Source organism: Streptomyces sp. NBC_00234 (assembly GCF_036195325.1).
GTDB lineage: Bacteria > Actinomycetota > Actinomycetes > Streptomycetales > Streptomycetaceae > Streptomyces.
Genome location: NZ_CP108101.1, coordinates 2,472,111 through 2,486,109, shown reverse-complemented (window position 1 = coordinate 2,486,109; position 13,999 = coordinate 2,472,111). Strand labels below are relative to the sequence as shown.

At 71.8% G+C, this 13,999-nt stretch carries 11 protein-coding genes; 4 read left to right on the top strand and 7 right to left on the bottom strand.

The features are described 5' to 3' along the window. Nucleotides 1-31: 31 nt before the first annotated feature. Together OG230_RS10795 and OG230_RS10790 are read right to left on the bottom strand one after the other, a co-directional pair. On the bottom strand, nt 32-1,771 hold the full coding sequence (locus OG230_RS10795) for an alkaline phosphatase D family protein (protein ID WP_328909950.1): 1,740 nt from the start codon (nt 1,769-1,771) through the stop codon (nt 32-34). 122 nt (nt 1,772-1,893) lie between these two features. Further along, nucleotides 1,894-2,538 carry an HNH endonuclease family protein gene (locus tag OG230_RS10790; RefSeq protein WP_328909949.1) on the bottom strand — a complete coding sequence of 215 codons (645 nt, stop codon included), beginning with the start codon at nt 2,536-2,538 and terminating at the stop codon, nt 1,894-1,896. A 223-nt stretch (nt 2,539-2,761) separates the two neighbouring features. On the opposite strand from OG230_RS10790, the gene OG230_RS10785 reads away from it, so the two are divergent. Continuing rightward, nucleotides 2,762-3,502, top strand: coding sequence for an ABC transporter permease (locus tag OG230_RS10785; protein ID WP_328909948.1), 741 nt, complete (start codon nt 2,762-2,764; stop codon nt 3,500-3,502). Nucleotides 3,503-3,582: 80 nt separating this feature from the next. Here OG230_RS10785 and OG230_RS10780 read toward each other — a convergent pair whose 3' ends face one another. Then, entirely contained in the window at nt 3,583-4,242 is a 660-nt protein-coding gene (locus OG230_RS10780) for an HAD-IA family hydrolase (RefSeq protein ID WP_328909947.1), read from the bottom strand. Nucleotides 4,243-4,421: 179 nt separating this feature from the next. Further along, nucleotides 4,422-5,444 carry a peptidoglycan-binding domain-containing protein gene (locus OG230_RS10775; RefSeq protein ID WP_328909946.1) on the bottom strand — a complete coding sequence of 341 codons (1,023 nt, stop codon included), beginning with the start codon at nt 5,442-5,444 and terminating at the stop codon, nt 4,422-4,424. Between the two features lie 137 nt (nt 5,445-5,581). On the opposite strand from OG230_RS10775, the gene OG230_RS10770 reads away from it, so the two are divergent. Continuing rightward, nucleotides 5,582-7,624: an MDR family MFS transporter gene (locus tag OG230_RS10770; protein ID WP_328909945.1), complete on the top strand. Its 2,043-nt coding sequence runs from the start codon at nt 5,582-5,584 to the stop codon at nt 7,622-7,624. Between the two features lie 30 nt (nt 7,625-7,654). On the opposite strand, the gene OG230_RS10765 is transcribed toward OG230_RS10770, so the two are convergent. After that, nucleotides 7,655-8,140: a GNAT family N-acetyltransferase gene (locus OG230_RS10765; RefSeq protein WP_328909944.1), complete on the bottom strand. Its 486-nt coding sequence runs from the start codon at nt 8,138-8,140 to the stop codon at nt 7,655-7,657. 78 nt (nt 8,141-8,218) lie between these two features. On the opposite strand from OG230_RS10765, the gene OG230_RS10760 reads away from it, so the two are divergent. Together OG230_RS10760 and OG230_RS10755 are read left to right on the top strand one after the other, a co-directional pair. Beyond that, nucleotides 8,219-9,301 carry a serpin family protein gene (locus OG230_RS10760; protein WP_328909943.1) on the top strand — a complete coding sequence of 361 codons (1,083 nt, stop codon included), beginning with the start codon at nt 8,219-8,221 and terminating at the stop codon, nt 9,299-9,301. 292 nt (nt 9,302-9,593) lie between these two features. After that, nucleotides 9,594-11,519: a bifunctional glycosyltransferase 87/phosphatase PAP2 family protein gene (locus tag OG230_RS10755; protein WP_328911366.1), complete on the top strand. Its 1,926-nt coding sequence runs from the start codon at nt 9,594-9,596 to the stop codon at nt 11,517-11,519. A gap of 123 nt (nt 11,520-11,642) precedes the next feature. Here OG230_RS10755 and OG230_RS10750 read toward each other — a convergent pair whose 3' ends face one another. Together OG230_RS10750 and OG230_RS10745 are read right to left on the bottom strand one after the other, a co-directional pair. Beyond that, entirely contained in the window at nt 11,643-12,608 is a 966-nt protein-coding gene (locus tag OG230_RS10750; RefSeq protein ID WP_328909942.1) for an AEC family transporter, read from the bottom strand. A 58-nt stretch (nt 12,609-12,666) separates the two neighbouring features. After that, a complete protein-coding gene (locus tag OG230_RS10745; protein WP_328909941.1) occupies nt 12,667-13,917 on the bottom strand; it encodes a cytochrome P450 in 1,251 nt (416 codons plus the stop codon). Nucleotides 13,918-13,999 lie beyond the last annotated feature (82 nt).

The following is a 13,999-nucleotide window of genomic DNA, read 5'->3' as shown; positions in this document are numbered from 1 at the left end:
TTCAACATTTCACGATGTGGCTGAAAACTGCTCACTCATTCATGGTCAGATCTCGATCAAGAACGGTCTCCAGCTGCGCATCCGAGGACTTTCCTCTGGCCTGAACCAATGTCAGCGCAGCTTTCCGGCCATGTAGCGTCAGTGTCATCAGCTGATTACCGAACCACGGTCCGCCCGTCTTCCGCCACTGCACCGGCGGGGTTCCCGTCCGCCCGTGACGCGCCAGGACCCGGCCGAGCCGCCGCCCCAGCCGGCTCCAGCCGAAACGGAAGCCGGCTCTTATGGGGCGGGGGATCAAGTTGTGGACGGGTGAGCAGGTCAGCTGCAGGATGCGCGCCACCGGGGCGCCGCCGGGTGCGGACGTGGGCCACTCGGGCTCCGCGATGTACGCATGGTGCACATCGCCCGACAGCACACAAACCGTCGCCGGCGCGTCCGGACCGCTCCCCGCCTCCCTCAGCAGCTCCGTCAGTCGGCGGAACGAACCGGGAAAAGCTGCCCAGTGCTCCAGGTCGGAGGCGCGGCGCAGCTTCTCCCCGAAGCGGGCCCAGCGTCCCCCGGGCCCGCCGCGCTCGCCCCGGCACAGCGCGGCGTTCCAGGTCTCCCCCTCGTGGATGAGGGGCGGCAGGAGCCACGGCAGCGAGGTGCCGATCAGGAGATGGTCATACGATCCGGGGCCCGCGAGGGCCTCTTCGCGCATCCAGCGCTCCTCCTCGGCGGTGAGCATCGAGCGCTGCTGTTCGTCGAGAACCCGGGCCGCCCGGGTGTCCATCATCAGCAGCCGCACTCGGCCGAAAACGCGTTGATAGCTCCAGCGGGCGAGGGACGGTTCGGCCGCGACCGCGGCGGCGAACCCGCGCAGGCGTTCGGTACCGTCCGGTTCTGCGCGAACCGCCGCGTACAGCGGGTCCGCGTCCAGTGCGGCGGGGGAGAGGTTGCCGAGGTGCTGGTAGACCCAGTACGACATCAGCCCGCTGACGATCCGCTCGTTCCACCAGGGAGTGGCCCGGATGTCCGCGAGCCAGGCCGCGCTGGTGTTCCAGTCGTCGATGACGTCGTGATCGTCGAAGATCATGCAGCTGGGGACCGTGGACAGCAGCCAGCGCACCTCCGGGTCCCGCCAGGACTCGTCGTAGAGGAAGGTGTACTCCTCGTAGTCCGCGACCTCCGCCCCCGGCGGTTCGCTCAGTTCGCGGCGCGCGGCGAGTCTGCGCCGGGTCGCCGGCGAGGTCTCGTCCGCGTACACCTGATCGCCCAGGAGCAGCAGTACGTCCGGTCGTACGGCGTCGGGGTCGGTGGCCAGGCGGACGGCGAGGGTGTCCAGCGCGTCCGGCCCCGCGGGGTCGTGCTCGCCGGCGGGCGGGGCCGCCCAGCGGCAGGAGCCGAAGGCGATCCGTACCGGCTCCGGACCGGTCCCCGGTCCTTCCTCCGGCGAGTTCCCCGGTGTGCTGCGGGCGTTGCCGGATCGCGCGGCGGCCGGTGAGGGTGTCGTGATGGTGCTCGCGGGGAAGCGTGAGTCCTCGGGCGGCCAGACCCGACGGCCGCCGAGCAGTACCTCGTACGCCGTCGTCGTGCCCGGGGTCAGGCCGGTCACGACCACCAGCGCGTAGTGGTGTCCGACGACGGCGAAGGTCGGGGACGAGCCCGACGCCCCGTCCGCGCAACGGACTTCCACCGTGCACGGACGGTCGGCCTCGACCCAGACGGTCGCCGACGACGCCGACTCCCAGTCGACGTACCGCAGCAGCGGCCCCACTCGCAGCCTGGCCATGCCGCCCCCTCGCCTCGCCGTGACAGATGGCTTCGTACCGTACGGAACGACGGAAGGGTGTGGGCCGGTTCCGCCCGGCGTGTTGTGGCGCCGGGCGGCTCAGCGGCTGGTCGGGAGGGCGGTCAGCAGCCGTTCAGTACGGACTGGAGCGCGCTCTTCTCGGTCGAGTCGACGCTCATGCCGTAGTAGTACTTCACCTGCACCCAGGCGCGCGCGTACGTGCAGCGGTAGGCGGTGCGCGGCGGCAGCCACTCGCCCGGGTCCTGGTCGCTCTTGGACTGGTTGACGTTGTCCGTGACCGCGATCAGCTGCGGTCGCGTCAGGTCGTTGGCGAAGGACTGGCGTTGGGCCGTGGACCAGCTGCTGGCACCGGAGCGCCAGGCCTCGGCGAGCGGGACCATGTGGTCGATGTCCAGGTCGGACGCCGCGGTCCAGGTGGCCCCGTCGTACTGCGAGTACCAGCTGCCGCTCACCGCGGCGCAGCTGGAGTCCTGCTGGACGTTGGTGCCGTCGCGCTTCAGGACCACTTCGCGGGTGTTGCAGGCGCCCGACTGGGTGATCCAGTGCGGGAACATCTCCCGGCTGTAGCCGGTCGACGATCCTTCGGCCTTCACGGTGAGCTGGCCGAGGTAGGTGCGGGCGGTGGAGGCGGCAATGGGTGTGGGCATGGCGGCCTGGGCAGCCGGCGCGCTGAGCAGGCCCGTCGTGGCGGCGAGGGCGGCGGACGCGGCGATGACGGCGATGCGACGCGCGTAGATACCTGACATGCGAACTCCCTTGATGTGGGGGGGCGTTGGACGGGCGGCCCGTGGTGCCCGGCCATCGTGGCGGCGCCAGGTTTCTGGGGGGTGGGCGCCAGGTAACAGGGTGACGACATGTGCACGTCACATCAAGAGATCGGACAGAAACGTCTGACGTCCGGTCCGGATCCGGGCGGGGGTGCGGTGTTGAGCGCAGGGCGCGCGGGGCGGGCGGTCTTAAGGTGGCGGCGTGCTGCTTCCCGTGAACGTGACGCTCGGGGTCGTCCTCGCCGTGCTCCTGGCGTTCGCGGCGGCGGTCGCCGCGTGGGCCTCGCTCGGGCGCTCGCGGGAGATCGTCGTGGCCGGGCTGCGGGCGGCCGTGCAACTGGGCGCCGTCTCCGCGCTCATCGGCTGGGTGGTCCACGCCCTGGCGCCCCTGCTCGGCTTCGTGGCGCTGATGTTCGCCGTCGCGGTGTGGACCGCGGGGCGCCGGATCACCGGCAATCACACCTGGTGGTGGGCGGCCCTGCCGATCGGGGCCGCGGTCGTCCCCGTGGTCGTGGCGCTGCTGCTGACCGGCCTCGTCCCGCTCCGGGGCATCGCGCTGATCCCTGTCACGGGCATTCTCATCGGGGGTGCGCTCACGGCGAGCGTGCTCGGCGGGCGGCGGGCGCTGGACGAACTCGCCGTCCGGCACGGCGAGGTCGAGGCGGGGATGGCGCTGGGGCTGCTCGACCGGGACGCCCGGCTGGAGATCGCCCGCCCGGTGGCCGCGGACGCGTTGCTGCCGGGGCTGGACCAGACCCGGACGGTGGGGCTCGTCACCCTGCCCGGCGCCTTCGTGGGCATGCTGCTGGGCGGCGCCTCACCGGTGGAGGCGGGCGCCGTGCAGCTGTTCGTCCTGGTGGCCCTGATGGCGGTGCAGGCGGTGGCCGTCGCGCTGGTGCTGGAGCTCGTGGCGCGGGGGCGGCTCCACCGCGACCCGGCCTGATCCGGGAAGGGCCGGGCGGTCGGGCGTCGATGTGCGGGCGGGCCGAACCGTCGGCGACGGCTCCACGAGGAGCCGGGCGGTCAGGCGCCGATGTGCAGGCGGATCGAACCGTCGGCGACGGCCTCCACCCGGAGCTGTGTCAGGTCCTCGACGTGGGCGTCGGGGGAGAGCGCAGCGGCCCGCGGGCCCACGCCCACGACGCGCATGCCCGCAGCCCGGCCGGCCGTGATGCCCGCCTCGGAGTCCTCGAAGACGATGCAGTCCGCCGCGTCGAAGCCCAGCTCGGCCGCCCCCTTGAGGAAGCCCTCCGGGTCCGGCTTGCTGGCGCCGACCTGCTCGGCGGTGACGCGCACGGCCGGCATCGGCAGTGCGGCGGCCGTCATCCGGGCCTGGGCGAGCGCCTCGTCGGCCGAGGTCACGAGGGCGTGCGGGAGGCAGGCGATGGACTCCATGAAGGCGGGGGCGCCGCCGATCGGCACCACGCCGTCGGTGTCGGCGGTCTCCTCGGCGAGCAGGACGCGGTTCTCCGCGTAGTTCTGCTCCATCGGGCGTTCCGGGAGCAGGACCGCCATCGTGGCGTACCCCTGGCGTCCGTGGACCACCTTGAGCACGGCATCCGGGTCCAGGCCCTGCCCGATGGCCCAGCGGCGCCAGCAGCGCTCGACCACGGCGTCGGAGTTCACGAGGGTTCCGTCCATGTCCAGAAGGAGGGCACGGGCTGTGAGGACGGTGGCCGGCATCGGCATGCTCCAGAGCGCGGGGGGAGTGCGAACCACGCGGTGCGGAACGCGGGCAGAAGTGAAACAAGTAGCCCCGCCCGCCGGTCAGGGTGAACGGGCGGAGGCTACTTTGTTCCCACACGATACAAAAACCTGCCGCGGAATGCGAATCCGGTCCGCCCGCCGGACGCGGTACCCCGTCAGTCCCGTCCCCGGCCGGTCGTCTCCGCTTCGAGCGCCTGTCGGGTGTTCGGCCCGTACACGCCCTCCGGGTCACCCTGGATCGCCTTGTACGACTGGTAGACCGCCACCGCGTCCTCGACCCGCCCGGAGTAGGTGCCGTCGGTCGGCCCGTGGTAGAGCCAGACCTCCTTCAGGCGCCGCTGGAGCTCGGTGACCTCGGCGCCGCTGTCGCCCGGCTGCAGCGTGGAACCGTTCAGCGCCGGCGGGGCCTGCGTAGAGGCGCCCGGCGCGGGTGCGCTCGCCGACGACGGTGCCGGAGCCGTGGAGGCGGACGCGGAGGCCGTGGCGGAACGGGAGGCCGTCGCGCTCTTCGACGGCGAGGCGGAGGCGGACGCGGAGGCCGAGGCGGACGGCGAGGGTGAGGCCGGGACGGACCGCGAGGCGGAGGCGGACGGCGACTCCGACACGGTGGTCGCGGGCTCGCTGCCGGCGTCCCCGGTGCTCGTCGATGCCGACGGCATCGCGTCCGCGTGCCCCTCGTCCCCGGTGAACAGACCTCCGGCGAACGCGGCCGTGCCGACGACCGCGGCCACGGCCGCCCCCACGGCGACGACCGCGAACGGACGGCGGCGGCGCGGCTGTACGGGGTCGGTGTCCCCGTATCCGGCGACGGTCCGCCGCCTGGCCTCGTCCGGCGCCTCGGTCTCCGGCAGCGGGCGCGCCGCGGGAACGTCCAGGAACAACGGCATCGTGGTGGCCGCGGCCCCCGGTACCTCGTGGTCCGGCTCGGGCTCGGCGGCGGTGTGCGCATCGCCGAGCGTCACGTACGGACGGATGCGGAGCGGGTCGAAGTCCTCGGCCGCGGCGATCTCCGCGGCCGTCTCCGCCGAACGGGCGGCGCGCTGCTGGTCGCCGGTCGGCTGCGCCGTACGGTCCCCGCAGGCGCAGCCGGGTCTGGAGCCCGCTCCTGGCTCCGTCTCCGCCCCCGTCCGCTCCGGTCCTCGCTCCATACCGCAGGCCGGGCATACATGTCCGGTCATTGTGGGTCCCCTCCCCTTTGAACTGCCTGCGATTATGCAGGCCGCCACGGCGAAGCCCAACGGCCTCCGGCCGCTCGGCAGGCCATAACGGGACACAACGTCCAGGATGGGGGTGTAGCGGATCCAAGGAGATGCCCATGGCCCAGCAGTTGAGCCCACCGCCCCTGGCACCCGGCGAGGGGCGGTCCACACGGACCGTCCTCGTAGCCATCGGGGCGCTGCTCCTCGGCATGCTGCTCGCCGCACTCGACCAGACGATCGTCGCCACCGCGTTGCCGACGATCGTCAGCGAACTCGGCGGCATGGACCATCTGTCCTGGGTCGTCACCGCCTACATGCTGGCGGCCACCGCGGCGACCCCGCTCTGGGGCAAGCTCGGTGACCAGTACGGCCGCAAGAAGCTCTTCCAGGCGGCCATCGTCATCTTCCTGATCGGCTCGGCCCTCTGCGGCATCGCCCAGAACATGCCGCAGCTGATCGGCTTCCGGGCCCTCCAGGGCCTCGGCGGCGGCGGACTGATGGTCCTGTCGATGGCGATCGTCGGAGACATCGTCTCGCCGCGCGAACGCGGCAAGTACCAGGGCCTCTTCGGCGCGGTCTTCGGCGTCACCAGCGTTCTCGGACCGCTCCTCGGCGGCTTCTTCACCGAACACCTCAGCTGGCGCTGGGTCTTCTACATCAACCTGCCGATCGGCATCGTGGCGCTCCTGGTCATCGCCGCCGTGCTGCACATCCCCGTGCGCCGGACCAAGCACACGATCGACTACCTCGGCACCTTCCTCATCGCCTCCGTCGCCACCTGCCTGGTGCTCGTCGCCTCCCTGGGCGGCACCACCTGGGCCTGGGGCTCGGCGCGGATCATCGGCCTGGCCGTGCTCGCCGTGGTCCTGCTGGTCGCGTTCGTCGCCGTGGAACGGCGGGCCGTCGAACCCGTACTGCCGCTGAAGCTGTTCCGTATCCGCACCTTCAGCCTCGTCGCCGTCATCAGCTTCATCGTCGGCTTCGCCATGTTCGGCGCGATGACCTACCTGCCGACGTTCCTCCAGGTGGTGCACGGCATCTCGCCGACCATGTCCGGTGTGCACATGCTGCCGATGGTGTTCGGCATGCTCATCACCTCGACCGGCTCCGGCCAGGTGGTCAGCCGCACCGGCCGCTGGAAGGTCTTCCCCGTCGTGGGAACGGGCCTGACCGCGGTCGGACTCCTGCTGCTCCACCGGCTCGACGAGACCAGTTCCACGTGGGAGATGAGCATCTACTTCTTCGTGTTCGGTGCCGGGCTCGGACTGGTGATGCAGGTCCTCGTGCTGGTCGTGCAGAACGCCGTCGGCTACGAGGACCTGGGCGTCGCCACCTCGGGCGCCACGTTCTTCCGCTCCATCGGCGCCTCGTTCGGTGTGGCCATCTTCGGGACCATCTTCACCAACCGGCTCACCGGCAAGCTCGATGCGGCGCTGTCCGGCCGCTCGCTGCCCCCCGGGGTCGACGCCGAACGGCTGGCCGCCGACCCGCGCGCCATCGGCGAACTCCCCGCCGACCTGCGCCCGTCGATCCTCAGCGCGTACTCGACCTCGATCACCGACGTCTTCCTCTACGCGGTCCCCGTCGTCCTGATCGCCTTCGTCTTCGCCTGGTTCCTCAAGGAGGACAAGCTGCGTGGCTCGGTGACCGCCCCCGACACCAGCCAGACCCTCGCGTCGAACCCGGTCGAGCGCTCCTCGTACGACGAGTGCGCCCGCGCCCTCTCGGTGCTGGCGACGCGCGAGGGCCGCCGCGACATCTATGTGAAGATCACCGACAGAGCGGGCTTCGACCTGCTGCCCGCGGCCAGTTGGCTCCTGCTGCGCATCAAGCGCCACGGCGCCGTCGAACCCGCCAGGCTCGCCGACATCGCCCCCGTACCGCTGCGGATCATCACCGAGGCGGCCCGCCAGGTCGAGGAGGAGGGCCTGGCCCGCCGCGAGGGTGTCCAGATGGTCCTGACCGACCTGGGCGCCGAGGCCGTGGTCCGCCTCTCGCAGGCCCGCGAGGACTCGCTCGCCGAACTGCTCGGTGACTGGTGGGGGCCGGAACGACCGACCGACCTGGTCCATCTGGTCGCGGAGCTGACCGCCGAGGTGAGCGGATCGAGCAAGGAACGGCCGCACACGCCCGAACCGCCGCGCGACCACCACGCCTGAGGGGCCCGGGGGACCGCCTCGCCGAACGGCTCACAGCTCCTTGGCGAACCAGTGCTCCGCGTACTGGTTGCGGTGGTGGAAGGCCGGAACTTCCCGGTAGCCGTGCTTGGCGTAGAGCCCGCGTGCCTCGACCAGGTCGTTGCGGGTGTCCAGCCGGATCCGGTGGACCCCGGCCTCCCGCGCCGCGTTCTCGATCGCGGCGAGCAGCAGCCCACCCCCGCCCGTGGACCGGAAGTCCGGGCGTACGAACACCCGGGTCAGCTCCGCGACGCCCGGTTCGGCGTCGGCGAGCAGCAGCCCGGCGCAGGCGGCCGGCCGGCCGCCGAAGCGGCCCACGACGAACTCCCCGGTGGGCGGTGCCAGCCGTTCCGCGCCGTCGTCGGTGAGTCCCTCGTCGATCTCCTGAGGTGTCGCGGGCCGGCCCCAGTAGCGACTTGCGACCTCGTCGTAGTAGTCCCGGCGCAGCAGTGCCGCATCGGGGGAGTCGAAACATTCAGGGGTCATGGTCCACGTCATGTGATGCATTCTGACTTCCACATGATCGGGTGGCGAAGTCTTTACATCGGGGAGGCAGCGGCGGTGCAGGGGGCGGGAATGGAACGGGCCACGGCGATTCGGCGTCTGGGTGAGCAGTGGATACGGGAGCTGGCCGAACGGGACAGCGGTGGTTTCGTGTGCTCGCCCGCCGGGCTGTGGCTGGCTCTGGCTGCCGTCGCGAGCGGTGCGCGCGCGGAGACCGCCGCCGAACTGCGTGCCCTGCTCGGGGTGGCGGACCGGGAGGCGGCCCCCGTCGTCACGGAGACCGCGCGGGAACTGGCCCGTACCGACGCGCTGGCGGTGGCGACCCGGGTCTGGACCCGGGTGCCCGTACGGCCCGCGTACCAGGACGCGTTGCCGGACATCCCGGTCGGAGCGATGGACCCGGCGGAGATCGACGCCTGGGTGCGGGAGGCGACGGGCGGGCTGATCGAGCGGCTTCCCCTGCGGCTCACCGGCAGCACGCTGCTCGCACTCGTCAACGTGCTGGCGCTCCGTGCGCACTGGGAGACCCCGTTCGAAGCGCGCTCCACGGGCGACCTCCCGTTCACCGACGCGGCGGGGGCGAGCCGTCAGGTGCCCACCATGCGGGGGCCGGTGGCGCTGCGGGACGTCTGGAGGGCCGGCGGCGTGCACGTCGTCGAGCTGCGCTGCCGTGCCGACCCGGGCGGCGGGGCTCCGGCCCGGGTCAGATTCGTGCTCGGCGAGCCGGGGGCCGGAGCCGCCCAGGTGCTGCCGGCGGGCTGGGCGCCCCGGGCGTCCGGCACACCGCTGTACGCCGACGCGGTCTCCGTGGCGATCCCCCGGTTCACCCTGCGTACGACCGTGCAGGTCACCGAGCAGCTTCCCGCCCTCGGGGTGCGGATCGCCGCCTCGGACGCCGCCGACTTCTCCGGGATCTCAGCCGTACCGCTCGCCCTCTCCGCCGTGGTCCAGGAGACCGTCGTGACGCTCGCGGAGAAGGGCGTGGAGGCCGCCGCGGTGACAGTCGTGGCGACCCGGGCCGGAGCGGCGCCGAGGGCGCGGCGGATGCGGCACATCGCGTTCGACCGCCCGTTCGGCGTCGTCGTCCTGGACGGTGTCTCGGATGTCCCGCTGTTCACCGCCTGGCAGGCGGACACCCCCGTTCACGAGGGCTGACGGCGAAGCGGCGACGGACACCCGCCGCGCCCCCGCGTTCCCCGCCCGCAGACGGCGGGTGGCGGGGGCCAAAGGTGTCCGGGAGGTTGATTGTGTCCAGCTCATGAGGCAATGAGAGGCTTCATCCGCACAGCCCCGCGTCGAGGGGACCGTGCACGGAACGGTGGGAGGGTCGGCGCGGGTGGCAAATGCGGAGCAGGGCGTGCGCGGAAACGTGACGGGGGCGGGGACGGGGGCCGGGCCGGCCCGGGCGGTGCTCTGGCTGGTCGTGGCCGCACTCGCCGTACGGCAGATGGTGGCGCTGCTGCGGCAGCCGCCCGGAGAACGGCTCACGGACCTGGACACCTGGATCGGCCCCGACGGGGTCCTCCATGTGGCGGGATCGCTCTACGACACCGGGCGCTTCACCGGAACTCCCTTCGCGGGGCTCGTTCTCAAGCCCCTGACGGCCTCGGCCGAACAGACGCTCGGCGTCGTGTGGACCTTCGGGTCGCTGCTGCTGGTGGCCGCCCTCGGCATCGTCGCCGCACGCGCGCTGCCGGCCCCGGTGAGCCGCCGCACGACGCTCCTCGCGGCCCCGGTCGCGATCACCCTGCTCATGGTGTCGCTGCCCGTGCGCAACGCGCTGTACCTCGGCCAGACCAGCATCCTGCCGGTCCTGCTGGTCCTGCTCGGCTGGTTCGTGGTCCGGGGCGAACGCACCTCGGGCGTACTGATCGGCGTCGCCGCCGCCCTCCAGCCGGCCGTGCTGCTCTTCGCCGCGCTCCTCTGGCTGACCGGCCGGCGCCGGGCCGCGGCCTCCGCGGGCGCCGCCTTCGCCGGCAGCACCGCGCTGGCCTGGGCCGCGATGCCGCAGGACTCCTGGACCTACTGGCTCCACCACGTCGCGGGCGCCGGGCTCGGCGACCGGCCGGACAGCCTGGCCAACCAGTCCCTGCACGGCGCGCTCCTCCGGCTCGGCCTCGAAGGCCCCGCCGAGATCGTGGCCTTCCTCGCCCTGGCCGCCGCCGTCTGCTTCCTCGGTCTGCGGCGCGCCGTGCGGTACGCGCAGGACGATCAGCTCCTCCTCGCCGTCGCGGTGACCGGCTGCGTGGTCGTCGCCGTCTCGCCGACGGCCTGGCAGCACCAGGTGCTCTGGGTGCTCCTCGCAGTGGTCGGCCGGGTCGGCAAGCACGCCTCCGACCGGCTGGTCTGGCCGGCCGTCGTGGTGCTGGTGCTCACGCTGCCCGGGAAGATGCTGCTGCCGAACATCGGGGCGGTCATCCCCGTACGGGACAACGTCCTGCTGATCGCGGCCCTCGGCGCCGCCTGCGTCGCGCCGTTCCTGCCGCGCTCCTCGCCGTACTGGCAGCAGCCCATTCCCACGGACTACGCCAAGCCGGTCGCGGCGCGCTGGAGACGCGTGCCGCTCCTGCCGTTCTGGCGCAGGGTGCTCAGCCGCCCCAATCTGCTGCTGGAACTCCTGCTCATCCGCGTCGTCTACTCCGCGTACGCGAAGGTCCGGCTCGCGGCGACCGCCGGGCGGCCCACCGCCGAGGAGCACGGCCGCCAGATCCACTCCGTCGAGCAGTGGCTGCACATCGACGTCGAGCACTGGGCGAACCACGCGGTCGTCGAGATCAACTGGCTGCGCGAGTTCTTCGACTACTACTACTCGACCTTCCACTTCATCGTGCCGCTCGCGATTCTCGGCGTGCTGTACGTGCGAAGGCCCGCCGACTACCGCTGGGTCCGCAGCTCCATCGGCTTCGCCACGATCCTCGCGCTCGTCGGCTTCTGGCTCTACCCGCTGGCCCCGCCCCGGCTGATGCCCGGCCTCGGATTCATCGACACCGTCCACGGTGTGCAGGACTTCGCGAAGCCGGACTACGGCACGCTGACGTCGATGACCAACCAGTACGCGGCGATGCCGTCGCTGCACTTCGGCTGGTCCCTGTGGTGCGGTGTGGTCATCGTGATGCTCGCCCCGAAGATGTGGATGAAGGCGCTCGGCCTGCTGCATCCGCTGTTCACGGTCTGCGCGATCGTCGCCACCGGCAACCACTGGGTGCTCGACGCCGTCGGCGGTGCCGTCGTCGTCGCCCTGGGCTTCGGACTCACGTACCTCCTGTCCGGGCCCCGCGCCCTGCGGGTGCCGGAGCCGGAAGCCCTCGTGGGCGATCCGGACGCGGCTTCCGGGCCCGGTCCCGTCGCGGAGAAGGTGGGCGGCAAGCGGTAGCGCGCCGAAGGGGTGCCGGGGCGGTCCTCCCCGCCCCGGCACCCCTTCGGCATGGATCGCCGCGCTCACCAGCATCCGCCCGGCCGCCCCGGTCCGCCACTCGAACGGCTCCGTGCCGGGCCCTCAACCGCCGGACGGGCCCGAAGGGCCCAGGGCCCAGGCCGCGAGCGACAGCGTGCCCATCGACACCACCGTGGAGGCCACCACGGAGTTGCGGGCCAGGGCGGTGTCCAGGCCGTACTCACGGGCGTACAGGAACGCGTTCTGGGCGGTCGGGAGGGCGGAGCACAGCACCACGACGAGCACCTGGTGCTCGGGCAGGCCCAGCAGCAGCGCGACGCCGAGAGCCACCAGCGGCTGTACGAAGCACTTGAGGACGACCGCCACGGCGACCTCCGCCCGCCTGCCCGGCGCCTCGGTCGCCTCCGCCGGGTCCCGGCGGCCGTGCAGGGACAGCCCCAGGGTGATCAGCGCGGTGGGTACGGCGGCGGCGCCGAGCAGATCGAAGGAGTGGCCGAGCGCGGTCGGCACCCGCAGACCCGTCGCCGAGACGAGCACGCCGAGGATCGAGGCCATGATGATCGGGTTGCGGACCGGCATGGTCACCATGCGGCGCAGCACCGGCCGCCAGTGGACGCGGCCCCGGTCCGTGCCCGTGTCCAGCAGGGTCAGGATCACCGGGGAGACCAGCAGCACCTGGAACAGGATGATCTGCGCGACGAACGAGGCGTCGCCCAGCACCTGAACGGCCACCGGAATGCCGAGGTTCGCCGAGTTCACGTAACCGGAGGCCATCGCGCCGACGGCCCGGTCGGCCGTCTTGCGGCCGAAGAACCGCCCGGCGGCCACGAAGCCCAGCGCGCAGACGGCCACCGTGCCCGCGGCGAACGCGATCATCGACTGGTTCACGAAGGAGCCGAGCCGGGCCTGCGACACCATCATGAACAGCGCGGCGGGCATGGCGACGTGGAAGACGAACCGGCCGAGCACGGCCTCGGCCTGCTCCCCGAGAAGGCCGCTGCGCCCGGCCGCGTAGCCGACGGCGGTGAGCGCCCAGATGGGCGTGAAGGCGGAGAGCAGGGCTTGCATGGCCCCCATGATCCCCGGCCGGTCCGGCCCTCTCCGCAGCGGGCCGGGCCGGTGGTCGTCAGCCGGTGGCCGTGCGGACCTGCAACTGCTTGATCCCGTTGAGCCAGGCCGAGCGCAGCCGCCGGGGCTCGTCCACCAGCCGCAGGTCCGGCAGGACGTCGGCGATGGCGTTGAAGATCAGGTTGATCTCCATCACGGCCAGGGACTTGCCGAGGCAGAAGTGCGGGCCGCCGCCGCCGAATCCGAGGTGCGGATTCGGGTCGCGGGAGATGTCGAAGGTCTCGGGGTGGTCGAAGACCTCGGGGTCGTTGTTGGCCGAGGAGTAGAACAGGCCGACCCGGTCCCCCTTCTTGATCTGCTGTCCGCCCAGCTCCAGGTCCTGGGTGGCGGTGCGCTGGAAGGAGACCACGGGGGTCGCCCAGCGGACGATCTCCTCGGCGGTCGTCTCCGGGCGCTCGCGCTTGTACAGCTCCCACTCCTCGGGGTGGGTGAGGAAGGCGTGCATGCCGTGGCTGATGGCGTTGCGGGTGGTCTCGTTGCCGGCGACCGCCAGCAGGATGACGAAGAAGCCGAACTCGTCGCCGGAGAGGTTGCCTTCGCCCTCGGCCGCGACCAGCTGGGACACGATGTCCTTGGCCGGGCACTCCTTGCGGGCCGCCGCCAGGTTCATCGCGTACGAGACGATCTCCATGGCCGCCTCGGTGCCGACCTCCTCGGTGATCGCGTACTCGGGATCGTCGTACGCGGCCATCTTGTTGGACCAGTCGAAGATCTTGGACCGGTCCTCCTGGGGCACGCCGATGAGTTCGGCGATGGCCTGGAGGGGGAGCTCGACGGCGATGTTGGTCACGAAGTCGAAGGAGCCGTCCTCGTCCGCGGCGGCGAGGGCGGCCTCGGTGATGGCGCGGGCGCGGCTGTGCAGGGCCTTTTCCAGGGACCGGATCGCCCGCGGGGTGAAGCCGCGCTGGACGATCTGGCGGACCCGGGTGTGCTCGGGCGGGTCCATGTTCAGCATGATCAGCTTCTGGACCTCGATCTGGTCGCGGCTGATCGTCTCGTTGAAGCGGATGACCGCCGTGTTGGTGTGGGACGAGAAGAGTTCGGGGTGGGTGGAGACGTACTTGACGTCCGCGTGGCGGGTGACGGCCCAGTAGCCCTCGTCGTCGAAGCCGGAGATTCCGGCGGGCTGGGCGCACCACCAGACCGGGGCGGTCTGCCGCATCTCGGCGAACTCCGGGTGGGGTACCCGGGCTTGGAGCAGGTCGGGATCGGTGAAGTCGAACCCTTCGGGCAGATGGGGGCAGCGCATGAGCACCTCTCCACTCCAGGTCTGGCAGCGAACTGTCTGACGGCCCATCAGAAGTAGCCCGAAAGGTAGTAACGAGTTCTAC

Bases quoted from the DNA above. Each gene is read 5' to 3' on its own strand.
- OG230_RS10795 (WP_328909950.1), bottom strand. From the start codon at position 1,771: ATGGCCAGGCTGCGAGTGGGGCCGCTGCTGCGGTACGTCGACTGGGAG.
- OG230_RS10790 (WP_328909949.1), bottom strand. From the start codon at position 2,538: ATGTCAGGTATCTACGCGCGTCGCATCGCCGTCATCGCCGCGTCCGCC.
- OG230_RS10780 (WP_328909947.1), bottom strand. From the start codon at position 4,242: ATGCCGGCCACCGTCCTCACAGCCCGTGCCCTCCTTCTGGACATGGAC.
- OG230_RS10775 (WP_328909946.1), bottom strand. From the start codon at position 5,444: ATGACCGGACATGTATGCCCGGCCTGCGGTATGGAGCGAGGACCGGAG.
- OG230_RS10770 (WP_328909945.1), top strand. From the start codon at position 5,582: ATGGCCCAGCAGTTGAGCCCACCGCCCCTGGCACCCGGCGAGGGGCGG.
- OG230_RS10765 (WP_328909944.1), bottom strand. From the start codon at position 8,140: ATGACGTGGACCATGACCCCTGAATGTTTCGACTCCCCCGATGCGGCA.
- OG230_RS10760 (WP_328909943.1), top strand. From the start codon at position 8,219: ATGGAACGGGCCACGGCGATTCGGCGTCTGGGTGAGCAGTGGATACGG.
- OG230_RS10755 (WP_328911366.1), top strand. From the start codon at position 9,594: ATGGTGGCGCTGCTGCGGCAGCCGCCCGGAGAACGGCTCACGGACCTG.
- OG230_RS10750 (WP_328909942.1), bottom strand. From the start codon at position 12,608: ATGCAAGCCCTGCTCTCCGCCTTCACGCCCATCTGGGCGCTCACCGCC.
- OG230_RS10745 (WP_328909941.1), bottom strand. From the start codon at position 13,917: ATGCGCTGCCCCCATCTGCCCGAAGGGTTCGACTTCACCGATCCCGAC.